The sequence below is a fragment of the Cypionkella sp. genome (genome assembly GCF_030652235.1).
Taxonomy (GTDB): domain Bacteria; phylum Pseudomonadota; class Alphaproteobacteria; order Rhodobacterales; family Rhodobacteraceae; genus Cypionkella.
This window is the reverse complement of sequence record NZ_JAUSBA010000010.1, coordinates 18,641-40,677: the sequence shown is the minus strand read 5'-3', so window position 1 is coordinate 40,677 and position 22,037 is coordinate 18,641. Positions and strand designations below refer to the sequence as shown.

The 22,037-nt window shown below is 60.9% G+C and carries 18 protein-coding genes; 10 read left to right on the top strand and 8 right to left on the bottom strand.

The features are described 5' to 3' along the window. Window positions 1-3 precede the first annotated feature (3 nt). From Q7V03_RS02245 to cysQ, 5 genes are all read right to left on the bottom strand, one after another. Window positions 4-1,170 (bottom strand): glycosyltransferase family 1 protein, encoded by a 1,167-nt coding sequence (locus Q7V03_RS02245; protein WP_304923984.1) that lies wholly within the window; start codon window positions 1,168-1,170, stop codon window positions 4-6. Between the two features lie 3 nt (window positions 1,171-1,173). Continuing rightward, window positions 1,174-2,067, bottom strand: coding sequence for a UTP--glucose-1-phosphate uridylyltransferase GalU (galU, locus tag Q7V03_RS02240; RefSeq protein ID WP_304923983.1), 894 nt, complete (start codon window positions 2,065-2,067; stop codon window positions 1,174-1,176). 173 nt (window positions 2,068-2,240) lie between these two features. Further along, window positions 2,241-3,458, bottom strand: a complete 1,218-nt coding sequence (locus Q7V03_RS02235; RefSeq protein ID WP_304923982.1) for a glycosyltransferase family 2 protein — start codon at window positions 3,456-3,458, stop codon at window positions 2,241-2,243. Beyond that, window positions 3,455-4,243 (bottom strand): 3-deoxy-manno-octulosonate cytidylyltransferase, encoded by a 789-nt coding sequence (locus Q7V03_RS02230; RefSeq protein ID WP_304923981.1) that lies wholly within the window; start codon window positions 4,241-4,243, stop codon window positions 3,455-3,457. The genes Q7V03_RS02235 and Q7V03_RS02230 overlap by 4 nt, the downstream gene beginning before the upstream one ends. Further along, on the bottom strand, window positions 4,240-5,034 hold the full coding sequence (gene cysQ, locus Q7V03_RS02225; protein ID WP_304923980.1) for a 3'(2'),5'-bisphosphate nucleotidase CysQ: 795 nt from the start codon (window positions 5,032-5,034) through the stop codon (window positions 4,240-4,242). The genes Q7V03_RS02230 and cysQ overlap by 4 nt, the downstream gene beginning before the upstream one ends. A gap of 136 nt (window positions 5,035-5,170) precedes the next feature. Here cysQ and Q7V03_RS02220 point away from each other — a divergent pair, with 136 nt between their 5' ends. From Q7V03_RS02220 to dnaJ, 3 genes are all read left to right on the top strand, one after another. After that, on the top strand, window positions 5,171-5,992 hold the full coding sequence (locus Q7V03_RS02220) for an ABC transporter permease (protein WP_304923979.1): 822 nt from the start codon (window positions 5,171-5,173) through the stop codon (window positions 5,990-5,992). 372 nt (window positions 5,993-6,364) lie between these two features. Next, window positions 6,365-8,272: a molecular chaperone DnaK gene (dnaK, locus tag Q7V03_RS02215; protein WP_304923978.1), complete on the top strand. Its 1,908-nt coding sequence runs from the start codon at window positions 6,365-6,367 to the stop codon at window positions 8,270-8,272. Between the two features lie 70 nt (window positions 8,273-8,342). Beyond that, a complete protein-coding gene (gene dnaJ / locus Q7V03_RS02210) occupies window positions 8,343-9,488 on the top strand; it encodes a molecular chaperone DnaJ (protein WP_304923977.1) in 1,146 nt (381 codons plus the stop codon). 24 nt (window positions 9,489-9,512) lie between these two features. Here dnaJ and Q7V03_RS02205 read toward each other — a convergent pair whose 3' ends face one another. Together Q7V03_RS02205 and Q7V03_RS02200 are read right to left on the bottom strand one after the other, a co-directional pair. Beyond that, entirely contained in the window at window positions 9,513-11,045 is a 1,533-nt protein-coding gene (locus Q7V03_RS02205; RefSeq protein WP_304923976.1) for a trimethylamine methyltransferase family protein, read from the bottom strand. Continuing rightward, window positions 11,042-13,066, bottom strand: a complete 2,025-nt coding sequence (locus Q7V03_RS02200; protein WP_304923975.1) for an FAD-dependent oxidoreductase — start codon at window positions 13,064-13,066, stop codon at window positions 11,042-11,044. The genes Q7V03_RS02205 and Q7V03_RS02200 overlap by 4 nt, the downstream gene beginning before the upstream one ends. A gap of 120 nt (window positions 13,067-13,186) precedes the next feature. Between Q7V03_RS02200 and Q7V03_RS02195 the strand changes: the two genes are divergently transcribed. The 7 genes from Q7V03_RS02195 to Q7V03_RS02165 all read left to right on the top strand — a co-directional run bounded on the left by Q7V03_RS02195 (window position 13,187) and on the right by Q7V03_RS02165 (window position 21,170). Next, window positions 13,187-15,211, top strand: a complete 2,025-nt coding sequence (locus Q7V03_RS02195; RefSeq protein WP_304923974.1) for a CocE/NonD family hydrolase — start codon at window positions 13,187-13,189, stop codon at window positions 15,209-15,211. Window positions 15,212-15,214: 3 nt separating this feature from the next. Continuing rightward, entirely contained in the window at window positions 15,215-16,165 is a 951-nt protein-coding gene (locus Q7V03_RS02190; protein WP_304923973.1) for an ABC transporter permease, read from the top strand. Then, window positions 16,149-17,006, top strand: a complete 858-nt coding sequence (locus tag Q7V03_RS02185) for an ABC transporter permease (protein WP_304923972.1) — start codon at window positions 16,149-16,151, stop codon at window positions 17,004-17,006. Before Q7V03_RS02190 ends, Q7V03_RS02185 begins: the two co-directional genes overlap by 17 nt. After that, window positions 17,003-17,974: an ABC transporter ATP-binding protein gene (locus tag Q7V03_RS02180; RefSeq protein ID WP_304923971.1), complete on the top strand. Its 972-nt coding sequence runs from the start codon at window positions 17,003-17,005 to the stop codon at window positions 17,972-17,974. The genes Q7V03_RS02185 and Q7V03_RS02180 overlap by 4 nt, the downstream gene beginning before the upstream one ends. Continuing rightward, window positions 17,971-18,951, top strand: a complete 981-nt coding sequence (locus Q7V03_RS02175) for an ABC transporter ATP-binding protein (RefSeq protein ID WP_304923970.1) — start codon at window positions 17,971-17,973, stop codon at window positions 18,949-18,951. The genes Q7V03_RS02180 and Q7V03_RS02175 overlap by 4 nt, the downstream gene beginning before the upstream one ends. Then, a complete protein-coding gene (locus tag Q7V03_RS02170; protein ID WP_304923969.1) occupies window positions 18,948-20,501 on the top strand; it encodes an ABC transporter substrate-binding protein in 1,554 nt (517 codons plus the stop codon). The genes Q7V03_RS02175 and Q7V03_RS02170 overlap by 4 nt, the downstream gene beginning before the upstream one ends. Window positions 20,502-20,570: 69 nt before the next feature. Then, window positions 20,571-21,170, top strand: a complete 600-nt coding sequence (locus Q7V03_RS02165; protein ID WP_304923968.1) for a TetR/AcrR family transcriptional regulator — start codon at window positions 20,571-20,573, stop codon at window positions 21,168-21,170. Window positions 21,171-21,277: 107 nt separating this feature from the next. Here Q7V03_RS02165 and ubiG read toward each other — a convergent pair whose 3' ends face one another. Continuing rightward, on the bottom strand, window positions 21,278-22,021 hold the full coding sequence (gene ubiG / locus Q7V03_RS02160; RefSeq protein ID WP_304923967.1) for a bifunctional 2-polyprenyl-6-hydroxyphenol methylase/3-demethylubiquinol 3-O-methyltransferase UbiG: 744 nt from the start codon (window positions 22,019-22,021) through the stop codon (window positions 21,278-21,280). Window positions 22,022-22,037 lie beyond the last annotated feature (16 nt).

Genomic DNA, 22,037 nt, shown 5'->3' with positions numbered 1-22,037 from the left:
GTATCACATCCTGCTTAACACAAGCTTGAAATGTTCCGCCCAGTTTGGTGGCGTCTTGACCGTCCTTTTCGCTAGCCCAACCGTGGCCAGCCGTCTGATTGTTTCCATCCAAGAATAACTGTCCGTTACGTCAAGGTAAACTGCGAACTCCCCCAGAAGCTCTTGAAATACCGGCAAATCGGCGGCGACAACCGGGGTGCCTAAACTCGCAGCCTCTAGCGCCGGGATGCCGAAGCCCTCCGCAAAGCTTGGAAAGAGTAAAGCTTGTGCACCTTGCAACAGGAAGGCGATCTGGCCGTCGGACAGGCCAGCACGTTCCTGTATCGGGGAATCATCGGGCAGTGCATCCAACCGGGCGAAGACCTCGGCGTTGGACCACCCGCGCCCACCAAGGATCAGCAGGCCGGGGGGATTGGGCATTTGCGCCCAGAGGTTCAGCAAAAGAACGTGATTCTTGCGCGGCTCGATGGTGCCAAGGGTGACGAAATAGGGCTGCGCTGGGGCATCGGTGGCGATGGGTTGGGCGGCGGAAACGCCCAGATTGGCGGTGATGCCGTCAGGCAGGCGCCCCAAGCGGGCCAGTTGCGCCTCGGACAGCGCCCGGGTGGCGTCGGTGCTGTGGATCACCAGATCAGCATGGCCCGCCACCGCCTGCATCTTGCGGTGAAAGGGGTCTACCGTATCGGGGCGGGCGAATTCGGGGTGATTGAGCGGGATGGTGTCATGCACCAGCACAGCGATTTTCAGACCCGCGGCGTGGATTTGGCGCAAGCAGCGGTCGTCCAGATTGGCGTGACCAGTGTTGAAATAGCTAGAGCCGGGGGGCAGGTGGCGCTTGAGCAGACGCGCCAGACCGCGCTTGGTGCAGCGGGCAATGGCGAGACGGCGCAACGCCGCCTCGGCCCGACCGCGCGCGGGGTCACGCCGCCACGCGATGCGGCCAATCAGATCATTTCGGGTCAGGTTTAGCGCGCCATCGCGCAGTGCGGTCATCGCAGGACGGTCCAGCAGCAGGAAACCCAAAGCCGTACGCACCAAGCCAAGGCATGGCGTGTCCAGCCGCAAAAACTGATCAAGATAAGCGAACTCAACCCGGTCCACCCCGGTCATCGGCCCCTTGCCCAAACGCGACATCAGCCGCGTCAGGTCAAGCAGCCGCGCCGGGACCACCGCTTACTGCGCCGCTTTTTGCAGCGCGATCATGTCGTTCAGATAGGCGCCGAATTCCTCACGCAGATCAGGGCGCGCAAGACCGAAGGCAACCGTTGCTTGCAAGAAGCCCGCTTTCGAGCCGCAATCATAGCGCTGGCCACGGAAGCGATAGCCGTAGACTTTGCCAGTCTTGGTTTCTTCGGCGATGGCGTCGGTCAGCTGAATTTCACCGCCCGCGCCTTGCTTCATTTTGTTCAGGTTGCTCAACACCTTGGGTGTCAAGATATAACGACCGATCACCGCCAGATTCGACGGCGCATCCTCGGCTTTCGGCTTTTCAACCATGCCTTTGGCCAGCACAATCGCGCCCATATCCTCGGCAATGTCCAACACACCATAAGACGAGGCCTTGTGCGGCGGCACTTCCATCGCGGCGACCATATTGCCGCCGGTTTGCTCGTAAGCTTCCATCATCTGTTGCAAACACGGCTTCTCAGCCGCGATCACGTCATCGGGCAGCAGCACGGCAAAGGGTTCATCCCCGATCAGACGGCGAGCGCACCAGACGGCATGACCAAGGCCCAAGGGGCGGGTTTGACGCAGATAGGCAATCGCGCCAGAATCCATGTTGGTTTCCTTCAGGATCTCCAACAAATCATCTTTCCCGGCTTTGCGCAGGGTGTTTTCCAGCTCGGGTGAGTGATCGAAGTAATCCTCAAGCGCGGATTTGCCGCGCGAGGTGACGAAGATAAACTCTTTGATGCCCGCCGCGCGCGCCTCATCAATCGCGTATTGAATCAGCGGCCGGTCCACCAGAGTCATGATCTCTTTCGGGATGGATTTGGTGGCTGGCAGAAACCGCGTGCCCATTCCGGCAACCGGGAACACTGCTTTTGTGACTTTTTTGATCTTCATTTGCCCAATCTTTCGCGCAGCCTAAGCATTTTTGTTTTTTCAAGCCTATCGCAGAAATCTTAAGAGAACAATCTGTCTGCGATGCCTGTGGCGGTGTCGAGGTGTAGTAGCACGTTCTTACAACGCGGGTTGCGGGGAAAAGTTGCATGGGTGCAGCAGATTTTCGCCGCCGCTTAGGCGATAGGACGATATTGGGCAAGCCGTGCGGTTTCTTCTTCCACCCGCTTGCCGAACGAGATCACCCGAAAGCGCGGCCCGTGCCGCGTCGATTGGCCAAAGATACCACCGGTTTGCAGCCAATAACCCTGAGGCTGGAAGCTGAGTTTGTGCGGGCGGGCGGTGGGGGTGAACAGGAAAACCGTGGTAATGGTAGCGGTGCTGGCTGTGGCTTCGGCCAGCAGTCGACGCTTTTGCCAGAACCGCCCGGACAGGATCTTGCCGGGGCGGGGACCTGTATCTAAAGCTTGCATTGGGGTGGTTGCTGGGAAGAGCGGGGGCGGCGCGGCGAGAGGATGGGCAAGCCCCTCGGCCCAGCCCTGGGTGAGGCTGGTCAGCAGGGCCAGTTCCGCCTGCGCGTCAATGCGGCCCGCGCGACGATGCGCGGCGATACGGCTAGATTCCCGCAAGGACAAAGCCTTTAGCGCGGCCCCCATGTCGGCTTCGGGCGCGTGGCGGCGTAGGAAAATCGCCGTGCTGGCGGCAATGTCATGCAGGCTGAGTGGCATGCGATTGGCAGCACGACGGCTGCTGGCGAGATAGCCGTGATGCACTTGCGCGTCGGGGATGATCGCGGTCAGGCCGGACAGGTTTTGGCCCACCATCCGCAGATTCACATCGGCTTCGTCCAGATAAAAGCGGTAGGCCGGATCAAAGCCGCCAATCGCCAGCAAAGCATCACGGCGGAAGGCGCAGTTGGTGCCTTGGGTTTTCACCGCACGCTGCGGCGCGTTGGGGCGCAGTGTCGGCTCGGTGATGGTCAGCGGGTGGTCTTGGCCGAATTGATCGACCTCGCAGGCCTGCCATTGATAGGAAATGCCGTTGCGGCCTCGGATAAAGCCTGTGCTGGCGGTCACTTCGGGATTGGCAAAGGGCGCGGCCAGTCGCGACAGCCATGTCGGTTCGGCCACCGCATCATCGTCGATGAAGGCCACGATGGAAGCAGCAGCCACGGCCAGCCCGGCGTTGCGGGCGGCGCTGATGTTGGCCTCGTCAAACGTCACGCATTTCAGCGGCAAGGAAAGGGTTTCCGCCTGCCGGATCGCCTCGGGGTCGGCCACCACGATCAGCTCAACATTCGGATGATCCTGCTGGGTTAAAGCCACAATGCAGCGCATCAAAGCGGCCGCGCGGTGGCGGCTGACGACGATGACGCTGACGGGGGGCGTGGTCATGCCAGCGCTGCCAATGCGGCCTCGATCACCAGCACGTCAGAGGGGTTGTTCAACTCCCAGAACGTCCGGCCTTTGCCATCAACCTCAACACACAGCACTTGCCGTCCGTTTTCGAGGAAACGCAGTTGCTCCAGACCTTCAAGCGCTTCTAGCGGGCCGATGGGCCATGTTGGATAAGCGGCCAAAGCGGCAGGGCGGTAGGCGTAGACGCCGACATGGTGGAACACCGGGGTGGCTTCATCATCGCCGTAACTGCGCCCGGTGAAGGGGATCACCTCTTTCGAGAAATACAGGCCCCGCATTCCCGCGCCAAAAACCGCCGTTGTGCCGCCGACACGCCCCGCACGACGATCCGCCAGAAAGCCGTTCAGCGCCCGACCATCGCAGCGCAGCACCGGGGTGGCGATGTCGGCTTCGGGGGCGGCGCGCAGGCCCGCAATCAGGTCTTCAACAAACCACGCGGGCGTCAGCGGCGCGTCGCCTTGCAGGTTTACCACAATGTCATACCCCGGCAACAAAGCCGCCACTTCCGCGCAGCGTTCGGTGCCGTTTTGCGCGGTGGAAGAGGTCATAATCACCTCGGCCCCGAAGCCCGCCGCGTGGTCGCGGATGCGGGTATCGTCGGTGGCCACCACAACACGCGCGATCCCGCACACCGCCATGGCAGCCTCCCAGCTGCGCCGGATCAGGGTCTTCTCGCCATCCGGGCCTTTCAGCGAAACCAAGGGCTTGCCCGGATAGCGCGCGCTGGCATAGCGGGCCGGAATGACCAGAAGCACGCTCATTTTTGCAAGGCCACGCCGGGGGCGTAGGCGATGAAAAACGGGTTGTCCCAGCCTTGTTTGCCATAAGCGAGCGGGGTGTGATCATCAAAGCGCACAACATGCCCCCCCGCGCCGCGCAGCACGGCATCGCCTGCGGCGGTGTCCCATTCCATCGTTCGACCAAGCCGGGGGTAAAGATCGGCCTCTCCGGTTGCGATCAGACAGAATTTCAGGCTGGAACCCGCCGATTTCATATCTTTGTAGGCGTATTTCGCGATGTAGTCATCGGTCGCGGCATCTCGGTGGGATTTTGACGCCACCACCATCAGCGCGGTATTGTCGGGCTTGGAGACGGAAAGCCGCGTCACCGGACCAGCCGCATCCTTAGCGAACACCCCAGTTTCTTCCACCGTCGAACCATCTGCCTGCGTGTAGAACAACCGACCTTGCGCGGGCGCATAGACCACCCCGCGCAACGGCACGCCGTTTTCGACATAGGCGATGTTGACGGTGAAATCGCCACGACGCTGCACGAATTCTTTGGTGCCATCCAGCGGATCGACAATCAGGAAGGTCGAGGCTGTCAAAGCGTGGCTGTCCGCCTGTTCTTCGGTGATCAGCACCACTTCCGGGAACGCTGCGCGCAGGCCCGCCGAGATGATCGCATCGGCGGCCTCATCGGCTTCGGTCACCGGGCTTGCATCAGATTTCGACTTCACCGCAAAATCCGGGCCGTTATAGACCTGCATGATGCGGTCGCCGGCTTCCAGGGCCAGACGGCGAATGACGGGGATCAGATGGTCAAAGTTCATAGGCTCTCCTGACAAGCGCGTCATCGCATTGCCGTGTTGTTGATTAATTCAGACATCGCCTTTATCATCGCTTGCAAAGGGAACAGCAAGATTTCCTGCGCCATAATGGGCTTCGCCCAAACATGAGGTTGCAGTAATGTTTCGCCCAGAAGTCAAACGCACCAAAGTGACCAGCGGCTTTGCCATGCTGGAGCTGATCTTTCACGCCGCCGTGCGACATGTGCGCAAGCAGCACGGCAATGCGGTGATCGGGCTGTTGATGAGCATCATCCAGTCGGTGCTGATGGTGGTGATCATGGTGTTCATGTTTGATCTGCTGGGGATGCGCGGCTCGGGGGTGCGCGGTGATTTCGTGCTGTATATCATGTCGGGGGTGTTCAACTTTGCCACTCATGCCAAAACGCTGAGTGCAGTTTCAAAGTCAGACGGGCCAACCTCGGCGATGATGAAACATTCACCGATGAACACGATTGTGTCGATTTCCTCGGCGGCGTTGGGGGCGCTGTATCTGCAAACCCTGTCGGCCATGGTGATCCTGTTCTTCTACCACACATTGTGGACCCCGATCACCATCTACGATCCGGTGCCGGTGATTGGGATTTACATGCTGTCCTGGGCCTCGGGCATTGGGGTGGGGATGATCTTCAAGGCCGCAACCCCTTGGCAACCCGAGTTTTTCAGCATCGCGACCTCGATCTACGCCCGCGCCAACATGATCTTTTCCGGCAAGATGTTCTTGGCCAACACCATGCCGTCCAGCCGTCTGCATTATTACACATGGAACCCGCTGTTCCACTCGATTGACCAGACCCGTGGCTATATGTTTCAGAACTACCACCCGCACAACAGCTCGATCGATTACACCATCTGGGTGACATTCGTGCTGATGATCATTGGCCTGATGGGCGAGAATTTCACCCGCAGGCATGTCTCTGCCAGCTGGGGCGCTGGACGATGAAGCGGTTGAGGGTGTGACATAGCCGTGTTGCGCGGGCTGGCCTGTTCGGATGGCATGTGCGACCAAGGCTTTGGTATCGGCCTTGATCTGTTTTGGGCAGCAAGCCGCGATCAGCCTGCGAAAACCTTGCGCGGTTCCTGTCGTTTGGCGCCTTGGGCACCCTGAAATCCGCCCCCACAATCCAAACCCGACAATTTTCCGATCATTGATTAGGTTTTACCCCCCACGCAGCGCTTGCAGGGTCAAATCAGCCTGCCTATATACGCCCAGAAGCCGGAAACGGGCAGTAGCCCTTCCGGGTCTCATGGGATCGGGACGGAATGCCTGTTTGGGTTCCGCACCACAACATCGCCTAAGGAAAGGGACCTACTTATGGCCAAAGTCATTGGGATTGACCTCGGGACGACCAACTCTTGCGTCGCCATCATGGACGGATCGCAACCCCGGATCATCGAAAACTCGGAAGGCGCGCGCACCACGCCGTCTATCGTAGCCTACACAGAAACCGAGCGTCTGGTCGGCCAAGCTGCCAAGCGGCAGGCTGTCACCAACGCCAGCAACACGATCTTCGCCGTCAAGCGATTGATCGGTCGTCGCCATGACGATCCCGTCATCGTCAAAGACCAGAAGAACATGCCGTACAAGATCGTCAACGGTGGCAACGGCGATGCTTGGGTCGAAGTGCGCGGTGAGAAATACTCCCCCGCTCAGGTTTCGGCTGTCATCCTGCAAAAGATGAAAGAAACCGCTGAAAGCTACTTGGGCGAAACCGTCACCCAAGCCGTGATCACGGTGCCTGCCTATTTCAATGACGCGCAACGCCAAGCCACCAAAGACGCGGGCCGCATCGCGGGTCTGGAAGTGCTGCGCATCATCAACGAGCCGACCGCAGCCGCATTGGCCTACGGTCTGGACAAAAAAGAAGCCCGTACCATCGCGGTTTATGACCTTGGCGGCGGTACGTTCGATATTACCATTCTGGAAATCGACGACGGTTTGTTCGAGGTGAAATCCACCAACGGCGACACGTTCTTGGGTGGTGAAGACTTCGACATGCGCATCGTCAATTACTTGGCGGATCAGTTCAAGAAAGAGCACGGCGTTGATCTGTCCTTGGACAAGATGGCGCTGCAGCGTCTGAAGGAAGCGGCGGAAAAAGCGAAGATCGAGCTTTCGTCCAGCCAGCAGACCGAAATCAACCAGCCGTTCATCAGCATGGACAAAAACACCGGCCAGCCGCTGCACTTGGTGGTCAAGCTGACCCGTGCCAAGCTTGAATCCTTGGTCGATGATCTGGTGAAAAAGTCGATGAAGCCCTGCGCTGCTGCGTTGAAGGACGCTGGCATCTCGATCGGCGACATTGACGAAGTGGTTCTGGTCGGCGGTATGACCCGGATGCCGCGCGTTCTGGAAGAAGTGACCAAGTTCTTCGGAAAAGAGCCGCATAAGGGTGTGAACCCGGATGAAGTTGTGGCCGCTGGTGCTGCGATCCAAGCAGGCGTGTTGCAAGGCGACGTCAAAGACGTGGTTCTGCTCGACGTAACGCCGCTGTCCTTGGGCATCGAAACCTTGGGCGGTGTGTTCACCCGCTTGATCGACCGCAACACCACGATCCCGACCAAGAAAAGCCAAGTGTTCTCGACGGCGGAAGACAACCAAAACGCCGTGACCATTCGCGTCTTCCAAGGCGAACGGGAAATGGCTGCCGACAACAAGATGCTGGGCCAGTTCAATCTGGAAAGCATCCCGCCGGCTCCGCGCGGTCTGCCGCAGATCGAGGTGACATTTGACATCGACGCCAACGGCATCGTGTCGGTGAAAGCCAAAGACAAAGGCACCAACAAAGAGCAAGCGATCACCATTCAAGCCTCGGGCGGTCTGTCCGACGAGGATATTGAGAAAATGGTGAAAGACGCCGAAGCCAATGCCGAGGCCGATAAAGAGCGTAAAGAGCTGGTGGAATCGAAGAATCAGGCCGAAAGCCTGATGCACTCGACCAAACGCTCGCTGGCAGAACACTCTGACAAGGTTGATCCTTCGACTGTCGAAGTGATCGAACTGGCAATGTCGGCGCTGGAAGATGCGCTGACGACGGAAAATGCTGGCAAGATCAAAGGCGGCATCCAAAACCTGACCGAAGCGGCGATGAAGCTGGGCGAGGCGATCTACAAGTCCTCGGCAGATCAAGCTGATGGGAAGGATGAGGATAATCAGCGTGGCGTGGATGAAGACATCATCGACGCTGACTTTGAGGATCTCGGGAACAACAAGCGGAAGTAAGCCGCCAGGAACCAAAACAGGGCGGCCCAGCTAAGGGCCGCCCTGCCGCGTTCCCATGAAGGGGTTTTGCATGGCAAAGCGCGATTATTACGACATTCTTGGTGCCTCGAAGGGCGCTTCCGCAGAGGATTTGAAGAAGGCTTACCGGGTGAAAGCAAAAGAGCTTCACCCCGACCGCAATTCTGACAATCCCAACGCCGAAGCTCAGTTCAAAGAGCTGAACGAAGCCTATGAGGTGATGAAAGACGCCGACAAAAAGGCGGCATACGACCGTTATGGTCATGCGGCGTTTGAAGGTGGCATGGGCGGCGGCGGTCAACGTGGTGGCTATGCGGGAGGCAACGGTGATTTTGCCTCTGCGTTTTCGGACGTGTTTGAAGATCTGTTCGGCAACTTTACCGGTGGCCGGGGCGGCGGGCGTTCGCGGGCGCAGCGTGGCTCTGATCTGCGCTATAATATGCGCGTCAGCATGGAAGAAGCCTTTGCGGGTGTTCAGAAAACCATCAACGTGCCCACATCCGTCACCTGTGACATCTGCCACGGCACCGGGGCCGAAGGCGGCGCGGAGCCTGTGACTTGCCCGACCTGTTCCGGCATGGGCAAGGTCCGCGCACAGCAAGGGTTCTTTACTGTCGAACGCACCTGCCCGACCTGTAACGGTGCGGGCCAGATGGTGAAAAACCCCTGCAAGAATTGCGCAGGCCATGGTCGGATCGAAAAAGACCGCTCGCTGTCGGTCAACATCCCGGCTGGGGTGGAAACTGGCACCCGAATCCGCTTGGCGGGCGAGGGCGAGGCCGGGATGCGTGGCGGCCCGTCGGGTGATCTTTACATCTTTATCGAGATGAAAGAGCACGCGATTTTCCAACGCGACGGCGTGCATCTGTTCTGCCGCGTGCCGGTCAGTCTGGCCACCGCTGCCTTGGGTGGTGAGATCGAAGTGCCGACAATTGACGGCGGAAAATCTCGTGTCAAAGTGCCATCGGGCGCGCAAACCGGCAAGCAAATGCGCCTGCGCGCTAAAGGCATGCCCGCGCTGCGTGGCGGTGGTTCCGGCGATATGGTGATCGAGTTGGCGGTGGAAACCCCGGTCAATCTGACCGCGCGTCAGAAAGAAATCCTGCGGGAATTCGATACGCTGGCCACCGATAACAACCCCGAAGGCAGCTCGTTTTTCTCAAAGGTCAAAGGCTTTTGGGACGGCATGAAAAGCTAAATTTAGGCGGGCAGCAATGCCCGCCTAATTCATCGGCGCGCCGCCTTCAGCCTTGCGCCGTGCCACGAAAGCGCCCAGCGCCTCATCAATCGCAGGGTCCAGCGGTGGCTGTTCATATTCCGCAAGCATCTGCTTCCAAACCAAATTCGCCCGCTCGCGGGTCTTGATGCCGCCCTTGTCCAGCCATGTCGTATGGTTGTCCCAATTCGACAACAGCGGCGTGTAAAACGCCTGCTCATAGCGGCTCATCGTGTGATCTGATCCAAAGAAATGCCCGCCGGACCCCACCTCGCGGATCGCATCAAACGCCAATGTCGCTTCATCCACCACCAGCGGCTTGAAATATTCCTGCATCATCTGCAGCATTTCGGCATCGACAATCAGCTTCTCAAAACTCGCCGTCAGCCCGCCATGCAGCCACCCCGCCGCGTGTTCGATCAGATGCGCGCCGCCCATCATCGCGCCCCACAGCGACATCTGCGACTCATACGCCGCCTGCGCATCAACCTCATTCGCCGCATTGACGTTCGACGACCGAAACGGCACCCCGATCAGCCGCGCAAGCTGCCCCGAGGCCTGCGCCGCCTTGGTATATTCCGGCGTGCCAAACGCGGGCGCACCCGACCGCATATCGACGTTCGAGGTAAACCCACCATACATCACCGGCACGCCCTTTCGCACGATCTGAGTCAAAGCGATGCCCACCATCGCCTCGGCATGTTGCATCACCAGCGCCCCCGCCAGCGTCACCGGGCTCATCGCGCCCGCCAGCGTGAACGGGGTGATCACCACCACCTGCCCGTATTCCGCCATCGTCATCAGCCCCTCGGCCATCGGGATGTCCAGCTGCAACGGCGAGTTGGTGTTGATGATGCCCAGCAAACACGGGCGGTCGCGCAAGCCTTCCGGCGTGGTGCCCAAAGAAATCGCCGCCATCTCGATGCCGTCCAACGTCCGCTGTCGCCCCAAGGTTTCGGTCTGCCAGTTCTTGTCCAACAGCCGAATCTGCGCATGAAAGCAGTCGAGATAGCGGGTGTCGGCAGGCAGATCCATCGGTTCAAACGGATTGCCCCCACTTTGGTGGATCACGTTAAGACTTTGAATAAGCTTCAGATAATCCTGCATCTCGGCAAAGCTGCCCGTGCGGCGACCGCCGTCATTGTCCATCACATAGGCAGGCCCGCCGACCGAGGCGAACACGCAATCCACACCACCAAACCGCAGACTCCGTGCCGGATTGCGCGCCTCTAGCCCAAAAGTGCGCGGCACCGTCGACAGCAAACCGCCAACCAAATCCGCATCCAGCCGCACCATCTCGCCCGAAACCTCTGCCCCCGCTTGTGCGAATAAGTCCCGCGCCCGCGGCTCCAGCACCGCCATGCCAATCTCAGCCAACACCCGCAAAGCGGATCGGTGGATCGCCATGACATGATCCGCCGACAGCACTTCGGTGGGCGCATAAGGCCGCGGCACCTGACCAAATGGTGCCTGATGCAGCGCCCCCATCGTGCGCGGGCCACGGGTCGCGCTGCGTTTGCGCGGGGCGGAATCGGTCATAGCAATCCTTTCAACGGCGGTTTTTCGCGCCGCAACACAGGCTCCACTGCCGCGCCAAATCCGCGCGCAAAGCGGTGCGCCGAATAGACCGCATCGGCGATGGAGGATGGTTGCAAACAGTCCCCCACGCGTGAAACGGCAATGCCAGCGGCCAGCAATGGCGCATAAAGATCATCCACGGGCAGCCGTCCCGTCACGGCAATCAGCGTCCCGCAAAAGCGTTCTGTCTCGCGGCCAGTATAGGCGCAGGCCAACCGCACAACCCCAACCGCCTGCCCGACCAGCAGATGCAAGGCGACAATCTCGACCCCGGCCTCCAGCAACCGCGTCTGCACAAATACCTGCTCATCGGTCAGCGTCGTCCAGCTAGACGCCGTCGCATGCGGTGTCACATAGCAAACCGCATGGCCCAGCGTCCGCAGCCGTTCCGCCAACGCGCCACCCATGAAGTAGTGCTCGTCGTCATAGATCACCACCGGGCCTTCCACCGCAGCCCCAGCAAAAATATCGTCAGGAGTCAGCGCCTTGGGCAAATCCAACGCCTGCATCCCGATCACCCCCACGCCATCGCGTCGCCAGCGCGAGCCCGTCGCCAGCACCACATGATCCGCTCCGAAATCAGCGATGTCACCCACCGTCATCTCACTACCGGGATAGACCTGCACATTGTCCAATTTGCCGAGCATATGCGCCCGCCAATCGCGCACCCTGATCCACGTTCCCAAACCAGGCAGCGTCGATTCGCGCAAAATCCGTCCGCCCAAAACGCCACCGGCCTCGGCCAAACTCACCTCGGCCCCGCGCCGCCCCAAACTCAGCGCCGCCTCTAACCCCGCAGGCCCGGCACCCACCACCAGCACCTTTTGCCGCTTGGGCAGAACCGCAATCCGCTCAGGATGCCAGCCCTGCCGCCATTCCTCGGCCATCGTCGGGTTTTGCGTGCAGCGCAGATGCACCGCCTCGTTGTTGGCGGCGCGGCAAATGTTGCAGCCGATGCACTCGCGGATTTCATCCGCCCGGCCTTCGCGAATTTTCAACGGCAGGAATGGATCAGCGATGGAGGGCCGCGCGGCCCCAATGAAATCCTGCGCCCCGCGTTTGATCTGCGCCACCATGGTTTCGGGCGAAGTGAAGCGGCCCACCGCCACCACGGGCTTCGTCGTCAGGCTTTTCACGAACCCCACATAGGGTTCCTGAAACCCCTCGGCACTGAAGCGCGCCGATTTGCTGTCATTGCCCAGCGCGCCCGCGATATTCACATCCCACAGGTCTGGCAGTTCGGCCAGCATCTCAATCACCTCGCGCCCCTCGCCTGCACTGGTGATGCCGCGCGGGCCGTGCAACTCGTCCACCGCCAGCCGCACCGCGACGGCGCAGGTGTCGCCGACGGCCTCTTTGGTATCCTCAATCATCTCACGCAGCAGCCGCGCGCGGTTTTCCAAACTGCCGCCATAGGCATCGCCCCGCGTGTTGCTGCGGCCTGACAAGAACTGAAACGGCAGATAATCGTGGCCCGCATAGACGTAGACAATATCAAAGCCAGCGCGCTTGGCGCGCCGCGCCGCATCCCGCTGCCAGCCCCGAAATGCTTTGATATCGCTGGCATCCATCGCCCGCGCGGTCGTCGGCAGATGGAACATCGCAGGCTGCACATCTGGCGCAACCCCCGGCAGCCGCGTCATCCGGTTAGAGGCATGCGCGCCGCCATGCCAAAGCTCAATCCCCGCCAGACTGCCATGCGCATGGATCGCATCCGCCGTCAGCGCCAACGCGGATATGTCGCTGTCATCCCACAAAGTCAGAAAGCCATGCGGGCTGTCATCCGAGGTCGGATGGATCGAGCAATACTCGGTGCAGACCACGCCCCAGCCGCCCTCTGCCTTCATCCCGCGCAAAGCTGCCCCCGCCTGCGGGCGTTGCCAGCCCAGGCCCGTGGCATGCGGAGTCTGGTAGAATCGGTTCGGCGCAGTGACGGGCCCGATGCGCACAGGCTCAAACAAGATCGCGTGGGTGGGGTCCATAGTCGCCTCGGTGTTGAATGATCGTATAGTATGAGTGGATTTCTCTATGCGTCAATGGCCTTAAATTTATGTTGCCAAGTGCAATCGTCTTGTTACATGATCGTTCAACAAGAGGATAATATGCCGCACATCCAGACCAAGTTTCCGCATCAAGTGCAGGTCATCGAAACCCTCTGGGTGCCGTTGCCCGATGGCACACGACTGGCGGCAAAGCTTTGGCTGCCCGAGATGGCTCTGACCGGGGCGACCCCAGTTCCGGTCTTGCTAGAATACCTGCCCTATCGGTTGCGCGACGGCACCCGCACCCGCGATCAGGGCCTGCATATGTATGTTGCAGGCCACGGTTACGCCTGCATCCGGCTGGATATTCGCGGCACGGGCGACAGCGATGGCGTGATCACAGGCGAATATACCGAGCAAGAGCAGCTCGACGGTGTCGCCGCAATAGAATGGCTGGCGCAGCAACCGTGGTGCGATGGCCAAGTATCGATGATCGGCATTTCATGGGGCGGCTTCAACGGCTTGCAAATCGCCGCGCGCCAGCCTGCGGCGCTGAAATCCGTCATCACGGTGGGGTCTACCGATGACCGCTACGCCACCGATATTCATTGGGTCGGCGGCTGTCTTTCCAAAGACAATTTCGACTGGTCTGCCACCATGTTTTCCGGCAACGACCTGCCGCCTGATCCGCAAATTTTCGGCAAGGCGTGGCGCGCGATGTGGATGGACCGCATCCAAGCCAACCAACCGTGGATCATCGAATGGCTGCACCACCAGCGCCGCGATGCCTATTGGAAGCAGGGTTCGATCTGTGAAGATTTTTCGGCCATCAAAATCCCGGTCTATGCGATCAGCGGCTGGGCCGACAATTACTCCGAAGCCGTGCCGCGCCTGCTTGCGAACCTGAAAGGCCCCCGCCTTGGCCTGATCGGTCCTTGGGCGCACAGTTACCCGCATGAGGTCACGGTTGAACCCGCCATCGGCTGGCTGCAAGAACTGCTGCGCTGGTTGGATCATTGGACCAAGGGCATCGACACCGGCATGATGGATCAGCCGATGTATCGCGTCTGGATGCAGGATTATGTGCCGCCGCAAACCTGCTACCACGCCCGCCCCGGGCGCTGGGTGGCCGAAGACACTTGGCCCTCCCTCCGGATTCAACCCGAACGCCTGACGCTTGGGAACCACGGCACCCTCGGCGGCAAAGGCGGTGGCACCGCTCAAATCTGCTCTCCCCTCTGGGTCGGCCTGACCGCCGGAGAAGTTGGGCGCTACGGCAACGATGCCGACTGGCCCACTGATCAGCGCGAGGATGATGGCGGTTCGCTGGTGTTCATCAGCGCCCCCCTGACGAAACAGAAAGAAATCCTCGGCGCGGCCCAACTGCACCTGAGCTTCTCCAGCGACAAACCCCAAGCCCTCGTCGCCGTCCGGCTGAATGACGTTGCCCCCGATGGCCGCTCTACCCGCGTCGCCATTGGCCTGCTGAATCTGACCCACCGCGACAGCCACGAACATGCCGCTGCCCTGATCCCCGGCCAAACCTACACCGCCACCGTTGACTTAGACGACATTGCCCACGCCTTCCCGCCCGGCCACCGCATCGCAGTGTCAATCTCCACCACCTACTACCCGATCGCCTGGCCCTCACCCGAGCTTGCCACCCTTACCGTGCATCTTGGCGAAAGCCACCTAGAACTCCCCATCCGCCCGCCGCGCCCCGAAGACGCCAACCTCGCCACCTTCGCCCCACCCATCCGCGCGCCCCAGACCCCGCACAGCTATCACCCGGTCGAAAACCCACCGCTGCGGCGCGTCACCCGTGATCTGCTGTCGGGCAAAATGACCGTCGATTTCCCGCGCTGGACCTATTCCAAAACCATGCCAGACATTGGCCAAACCCAAACCGCCACCGGCATCATCCGCCATGAAATCATCGACGGCGACCCGCTCTCTGCCGTCACCCTCACCGACTACAAAGTCACCATGCAGTTCCCGCAAACCACCATCCACCACCATTCCACCGGAAGAATGTCCTGCACCGCCACCCATTTCCGCGTCGAGCAAACCCTGAAAATCCACGAGGCCGACACCCTGATTTTTGAACGCAATTGGGATGAGGAGATCGCGCGTGACATGGTCTGACCGATGCTGACCTATGCGATCAAACGCGTCGCCCTCGCGGTGCTGATCCTGTTTGTGGTCATGCTGGCGATGTATGGCATGGTGTTCCTTGTCCCCGGCGACCCCGCCAGCGTTGCCCTCGGCCCCCGGGCCACCCCCGCGCTGAAAGCCATGCTGACCGAACGCATGGGCCTCGATCAACCCGTCGCCGTGCAAATTTGGCGCTTCTTCACCAATGCGGCCCAAGGCGATCTGGGCATCGACGTGTGGTCAAAACGCCCGGTGCTGGACCAAATCCTTGAGGCCTTCCCGCAAACCCTGCTGCTCGGCACCGTCGCCCTGACATGGGCGCTGACCCTCGGCATCACCCTCGGCGTTCTGGCGGTGGTCTATCGCGGCACCATGATCGACCGCGCCCTCGGCCTTATCTCGGTCAGCTTCATATCTGTGCCGTCCTTTGTCGTGGCCATCTACCTGCTGTTGATCTTTGCGGTCTGGCTGCAATGGCTGCCCGCCATCGGTGCGGGCAAGGCGGGCGATATTCCGTCACAAATCAAAGCCTTGATCCTGCCCTCCATCGCGGTGGGCATCGGCTGGGTCGGCTACCTCGCCCGCATGGTCCGCGCCTCGATGCTGGAAATCATGGCGGCCAACCACATCCGCACCGCCCGCGCCTTTGGGTTGCCCGAACGGCGCGTCGTCACCCGCTATGCCCTGCGGCTTGCCATCGTGCCCACCATTTCCGTCATCGCCGTCGGCCTTGGCAGCATCCTGTCCAGCGCGGTGTTTGTCGAAACCGTGTTCTCGCGCCCCGGCATCGGCACGCTGATCACGGGCGCGGTGTTCAAGCGCAATTACCCCGTGGTGATGGGCACCGTGCTGGTGACAACAGCCTTCTACCTGCTGGTGATCACCTGCGCCGACCTGCTGATTGCCAAGCTGGACCCGAGGGTGCGCGATGCGCTGGCCCGCTAACCTGCGCGCGCTGCGCGCCCTGATCCGCGATCCGATGGGGCTGATGGGCCTCATTCTTGTGGCGCTGTTCATTCTGATGGCCGTGGCCGCGCCGATCCTTGCGCCTTACGATCCGCTTGCCCTTAATGTGCGCGCCAAACTGCAAGCCCCAAGCCTTGCGCATTGGCTGGGCACCGATCAGTTGGGCCGCGATACCCTGTCGCGCATCATCTACGGCGCACGCACAGCCCTCACCATCGCCCTCACCGCCATAGGTCTGGCAGGCAGCATCGGCATCCTTTTGGGCCTGATCGCAGGCTACGGCCCGCGCTGGCTGGATGCCGCCTTGGTGCTGATCTTCGACGCGCTGAACTCGCTGCCGATGATGATGTTTGCCCTTGCCATCATCACCGTGCTTGGCCCCGGCACCGGCACCTTGATCCTCGTCGTCGTCCTCGTCTCAATCCCCGGTTACGCCCGCCTGATCCGCGCGCAAACCCTAAGCCTGCGCAGCGCCGATTTCATCGTGGCCGAACAAGCCATCGGCGCCAGCACCCCCCGCATCCTGCTGATGCACCTGCTGCCCAACGTGTTCGGCCCGCTGTGTATCGTGCTGTCGATGGACATCCCCGTGGTGATCATGCTGGAGGCTGGGCTCAGCTACCTCAACCTTGGCGTCAAACCGCCAACGCCCTCCTGGGGCAACATCCTCTACGACGGCTATACCGCCATCCGCGCCTCCAGCACCCTTGTGATCGCCGCCGGGGCCCCCCTCGTGCTGGCAACCCTTGGCTTCACCTTCCTCGGCGAAGGTCTGCGCGACGCCCTAGACCCCCGCTTTGCCACCGCGAGGCCGCGATGAATCCACCCCTGCTAGAAATCGACGCCCTCAGCATCGCCTATCACACCGACCACGGCAAACTTTCGGCCCTGCGTGGCGCCAGTCTGATCGCCCGCGCAGGCGAAGTCATCGGCATCGTCGGCGAAAGCGGCTGCGGTAAATCCACCCTTGCGGCCAGCGTGATCAACCTGCTGCCACACGCCGCCCAAGTCACCAGCGGCGCCGTGCGCTACAAGGGCCAAGACATTCTGACGCTTCCACCCGAGGCCCAGCGCGCCCTGCGCGGCCAAGACATTGCGATGATCTTCCAAGACCCAATGACCGCCTTTAACCCGGTACTGACGATGGGCGCGCAACTGGTCGATTTCCAGCACGCCGCGCAAATCCCCCGCGCTGAAAAACTAAACCGCGCCCGCGCCCTGCTAACCCGCGTCGGCATGCCCGACCCCGACCTGACCCTGCGGCGCTACCCGCACCAACTGTCCGGCGGCATGCGCCAGCGCGTCGCCATCGCGGCCGCTTTGCTGATGAACCCGACGATTCTCGTCGCAGATGAACCCACCACCGCGCTGGATGTGACGATGGAGGCGCAAATCATCCACCTGCTGCGCGACCTGCGCCGCGAGTATCAAGGCGCGATTCTGGTAATTACGCACCACCTTGGCGTTGTGGCCGAACTCTGTGACCGCGTCTACGTGATGTATGCGGGCGAGGTCGTGGAGGAGGCTTTGGTAGACGATCTGTTCCACGCCCCCCGCCATCCCTACACAAGCGGGCTGATCGCCTGTGATCCCGGTCATTTTGAACAAGCCGCCCCAATCCTGCCCACCATCCCCGGCCGCTTGCCCGATCTGCGCAATCCGCCCATCGGATGCAGCTTTGCCCCCCGCTGCCCGCTGGCCGAGACGATCTGCGCCACCCCACCGCCCCGCGTGCAAATCTCGCCCACCCAATCCGCGCTGTGCCACAAGGCCGGGGGGCAGCCATGACCCTGCTCACCGTCCAAAACCTCGCCCTCGACCTGCCTCTGCGCGGTGGCATCCTCTCCGCCCTCAACCCCAAATCCCGCCGCAGCCTGCAAATCTTCGCCGATGTCTCCTTCACCCTGAACCCCGGCGAAACCTTGGGTCTTGTCGGCGAATCCGGTTCCGGCAAAACCACCCTCGCCCGCGCGCTGCTGGGTCTAACCCCCGCCACCCACGGCACCATCCACTTCGACCAAACCGCACGCCGCACCCCCGCAGATTTTACCGCCATGCGCGCGCACACCGCGATGATGTTCCAAGACGCCATCGCCTCGCTTTCCCCCCGCATGACCATCGGTGCCCTGCTGGCCGAGCCGCTGACCATCCACGGCCACCCCGCCCCCAAAACCAAAATCGCCGAAATGCTCGCTCTTGTCGGCCTCCCCCCCGATTTCACCACTCGCTACCCGCACGAGCTTTCAGGTGGCCAAGCCCGCCGGGTCGGCGTCGCCCGCGCGCTGGTGCTGAACCCCAAACTGGTGATCGCAGACGAGCCCACCGCGGGCCTTGATGTGTCAGTCCAAGGTGAAATTCTCAACCTGATGACCGACCTCAAAACCCGGCTGAACCTCAGCTACCTGATCATCAGCCACAATCTTGCGATGGTTCGCCATGTCTCGGACCGCATCGCGGTAATGTATCTGGGCCGCCTTGTCGAAATCGGCCCCACAAGACAAACCTTCGCCCACCCCCTGCACCCATATTCCCAAAGCCTGATCGCGTCCGAGCCGCTACCAGACCCGCGCAAGCGTCGCCAAGACCTTGCGATCAAAGGCGAGATCCCCAGCCTGCTCAACCGCCCCAAGGCTTGCGTCTTCCAAAGCCGCTGCCCCCTCGTCCAAGCGATCTGCCGCACCGATCCCCCAACCTTACGCGAAATCAGCCCACACAGGTTCGCACGCTGCCACTTCGCCACACCCCCAACAGGAGCCCTATCATGACCCATTGGCGCACCGACCGTCGCGGTTTCCTGCAAACCGCAGGCGCAGCCCTCGCCGCCCTGACCCTGCCCGCGAAATTCGCTTGGGCGGCCGAAGGCGACACCCTGCGCATCCGCGCAACCGCCGATTTCCAGTGCCTTGACCCCAAAGGCATCATCGGCGAGCTGGATGAGATCATCCCCCGCTGCACCCAAGTCGCCCTTGTCCGGCTTGGCGACATGCGCGACGGCAACAAATGGCAGCCTTGGGGTGCCGAGAAAATCGACTGGATCGACCCCACCAAAATCGGCTTCACCCTGCGCGAAGGCCTGCAATGGTCAAACAGTTTTGGCCCCGTCACCCCCGAAGATGTCAAATTCTCGTTTGAGCGCATCGCAGGCAGCGATTCCGCCTGGGCCTACCAATTCGAAAAACTCGACCATGTTGAAGTCATCGACGCCCGCTCTGGCATCATCCACCTGAAAGAAGCCTTCGCCCCCTTCATGGTGATCGCGCTGCCCTATTACGGCGGCAATATCATCTGCAAAGCCGCCACCGAGAAAGTCGGCGGCAGCTATACCACCGAAGCCCCCGCCGAATGTGGCCCCTACCGCTTTGCCGCGTGGGAGCAGAACCAGAAAATCACCCTCACCGCCAATCCCGATTGGACAGGCCCAAATCCCGCCTTCCCCACCGTGGAAATTTACATCGTCAGCGATGATCAGGCCGCCCAACTCGCCTTTGAAGCCGACGCCTTCGATTTCACCAAACTGGCCGTCAGTGCCACAGCGCAAATCAAAGCGGCCATGCCAGAAAACGCCACTCTCATTGAGGCGCAATCGACCCGCTATTCGTGGCTGGTGATCAACCAGAACGCCGAGCCCCTAAAGGACATACGCGTCCGCCAAGCCATCCAATACGCCTATGACAGCGACGCGGTGCTGATCGGCGCTTATGACGGGCTGGCGACTCGCTCGACGGGCGTTGTGCCGCCGACCGGGCCTTTTGCGCGTGCCGCAAACCTGATCCCGACCCGCGATGTCGAAAAGGCCAAGGCCCTGCTGGCCGAGGCTGGCGTTTCCGACCTGACCCTGACCCTTGTGGCGTTGACCGACAGCACCACCCAAGCCATCGCGCAGATCTTCCAAGCGAATATGGCCGAGGCTGGCATCACCATCGAAATCCAGCCCACCGAAGACGCCGCCTATTGGGCAGCAGGCGACAAGACCGCAGGTGACGGTTACAAATCGCTCGAACTGGCGTTGATGAATTTCGCGGGCGGCATTGATCCCACCGAAAACCTCGTCTGGTTCCGTCCCGATCAGATCGGCATCTACAACTGGGCCTTCTTCGACAGCGCCGAATTTGAATCCCTGTATCAGCAGGGCCTCACCGAACAGGATGAAGCCAAGCGCAAAGCCATCTTCAACAAGATGGAGGATCTGATGGAAGCCTCGGGCGATTTCATCTTCATCTGTTTCGAGCCTTACATCGCCATCCATCACAGCAACATCAAACCCGTGATCATGGCCGATGGTCATCCAGACCCGGTGATGTTTACCAAGGCTTGATCGCCGCCCTGCAATCGGCGACATCAACCGGGCCGGGTTTTCCGGCCCGGCCCATCTTAAAGGCAAATGATGACCAGCACCGCGCCGAAATACAGCCGCATGACCTCCGAGCAACGCTCGGCCAGTCTGGTGCAGGCGGGTCTGGCCTGTCTCGCGCGCGGCGGAATTCTGGAATTTACCATCGACAACATTTGCAACGAGGCCGGGGTGTCGCGCGGTCTGATCACCCATCATTTCAAATCGAAAGACGGCCTGTTAGTGGCGGTGTATCGCGCGATGTATGAGCGCCTGCACACCGGGTTAGAAGCGCCGAACCCCAAGAAATCGCGCCTGCTGGCGATCCTCGACGCCATGTTCGCGCCCGAGTTTTTCAGCCGGGAAGAGTTGAACATCTGGCTCGCCCTATGGTCAGAAATCGTCAACAACCCGGCGCTGAAACGCGAACACCGCCGCCAATACACCCGCTACCGCCGCGATCTTGAAAGCGCACTGGCCGAGGTTGCCACCGAGCGCGGGCTGACGGTCGATGTCAAATCGCTGGCCCAAATGCTGATCGCCTTGGTGGATGGCTTGGGGTTAGAGCGGTGCATCGAGCCGAAATTGCTCTCGCCCAAAGCCGCCAAACAGATCTGCGTTTCAACCTTGGAACTGGCTCTGGGGCCACTTTAACGCGGATTCTGCTGCCAAAATCGCCATTCGCGCGGCATTCTGTCTATATATGGTAGATATTCTGCTATCACACACAAGTCATTCCCCGCGGGGAAGAACCTGCAGGCTCACCCGCGCTTCACGCTGGCCGTCACATAGTTGCACGACAAATCCCGCGCCGAGGTCGCCCACTTCCAGCTGATCGGGTTGAACACCATCCCCTTGCGGTCCACCGGATCAAGCCCCGCCTTGCGGATCAGATCGTAAAGCTCGTCCGGCGTGATGAATTTCGCCCAATCATGCGTGCCCTTCGGCAACCAGCGCATCACCCATTCCGCGCCGATGATCGCCATCACAAAGCTTTTGGCGTTGCGGTTCAGGGTCGAGCAAATCATCAGCCCCCCCGGTTTCAGCAACTGCTGACAGGCGGTCAAATAGCCCTGCGGATCGGCGACATGCTCGACCACTTCCATGTTCAAAATCACATCAAACTGCGCGCCTGAGGCCGCCAAATCTTCTGCCGTGGTATGGCGGTAGTCAATCGCTAGCCCCGATTGTGCCGCATGAACCTGCGCCACCGGGATGTTGCGGGGTGCGGCATCCGCGCCCACCACATCCGCCCCCAGCCGCGCCATCGGTTCCGAAAGCAAGCCACCGCCGCAGCCAATATCAAGGATACGCAGTCCTTTGAACGGCATGGCCTGCGTCAAATCCCGATCAAACTCGGCAGCAATCTGGCTGGTAATATAATCCAAACGGCACGGGTTCATCAGATGCAGTGGCTTGAACTTGCCCTCGGTATCCCACCATTCTGCGGCCATCGCTTCAAACTTGGCGACTTCTGCGGGGTCGATTGTGTTGGTCTGGCTCATCGGAACTCCTTGCGCG

What these genes read in the sequence shown, in the direction of transcription:
- Q7V03_RS02220 (WP_304923979.1), top strand. Translation starts at nt 5,171, where the DNA reads ATGTTTCGCCCAGAAGTCAAACGCACCAAAGTGACCAGCGGCTTTGCC.
- Q7V03_RS02195 (WP_304923974.1), top strand. Translation starts at nt 13,187, where the DNA reads ATGCCGCACATCCAGACCAAGTTTCCGCATCAAGTGCAGGTCATCGAA.
- Q7V03_RS02200 (WP_304923975.1), bottom strand. Translation starts at nt 13,066, where the DNA reads ATGGACCCCACCCACGCGATCTTGTTTGAGCCTGTGCGCATCGGGCCC.
- Q7V03_RS02205 (WP_304923976.1), bottom strand. Translation starts at nt 11,045, where the DNA reads ATGACCGATTCCGCCCCGCGCAAACGCAGCGCGACCCGTGGCCCGCGC.
- ubiG (WP_304923967.1), bottom strand. Translation starts at nt 22,021, where the DNA reads ATGAGCCAGACCAACACAATCGACCCCGCAGAAGTCGCCAAGTTTGAA.
- Q7V03_RS02165 (WP_304923968.1), top strand. Translation starts at nt 20,571, where the DNA reads ATGACCAGCACCGCGCCGAAATACAGCCGCATGACCTCCGAGCAACGC.
- Q7V03_RS02175 (WP_304923970.1), top strand. Translation starts at nt 17,971, where the DNA reads ATGACCCTGCTCACCGTCCAAAACCTCGCCCTCGACCTGCCTCTGCGC.
- Q7V03_RS02170 (WP_304923969.1), top strand. Translation starts at nt 18,948, where the DNA reads ATGACCCATTGGCGCACCGACCGTCGCGGTTTCCTGCAAACCGCAGGC.
- Q7V03_RS02190 (WP_304923973.1), top strand. Translation starts at nt 15,215, where the DNA reads ATGCTGACCTATGCGATCAAACGCGTCGCCCTCGCGGTGCTGATCCTG.
- Q7V03_RS02185 (WP_304923972.1), top strand. Translation starts at nt 16,149, where the DNA reads ATGCGCTGGCCCGCTAACCTGCGCGCGCTGCGCGCCCTGATCCGCGAT.
- dnaK (WP_304923978.1), top strand. Translation starts at nt 6,365, where the DNA reads ATGGCCAAAGTCATTGGGATTGACCTCGGGACGACCAACTCTTGCGTC.
- Q7V03_RS02235 (WP_304923982.1), bottom strand. Translation starts at nt 3,458, where the DNA reads ATGACCACGCCCCCCGTCAGCGTCATCGTCGTCAGCCGCCACCGCGCG.
- Q7V03_RS02180 (WP_304923971.1), top strand. Translation starts at nt 17,003, where the DNA reads ATGAATCCACCCCTGCTAGAAATCGACGCCCTCAGCATCGCCTATCAC.
- cysQ (WP_304923980.1), bottom strand. Translation starts at nt 5,034, where the DNA reads ATGAACTTTGACCATCTGATCCCCGTCATTCGCCGTCTGGCCCTGGAA.
- galU (WP_304923983.1), bottom strand. Translation starts at nt 2,067, where the DNA reads ATGAAGATCAAAAAAGTCACAAAAGCAGTGTTCCCGGTTGCCGGAATG.
- Q7V03_RS02230 (WP_304923981.1), bottom strand. Translation starts at nt 4,243, where the DNA reads ATGAGCGTGCTTCTGGTCATTCCGGCCCGCTATGCCAGCGCGCGCTAT.
- dnaJ (WP_304923977.1), top strand. Translation starts at nt 8,343, where the DNA reads ATGGCAAAGCGCGATTATTACGACATTCTTGGTGCCTCGAAGGGCGCT.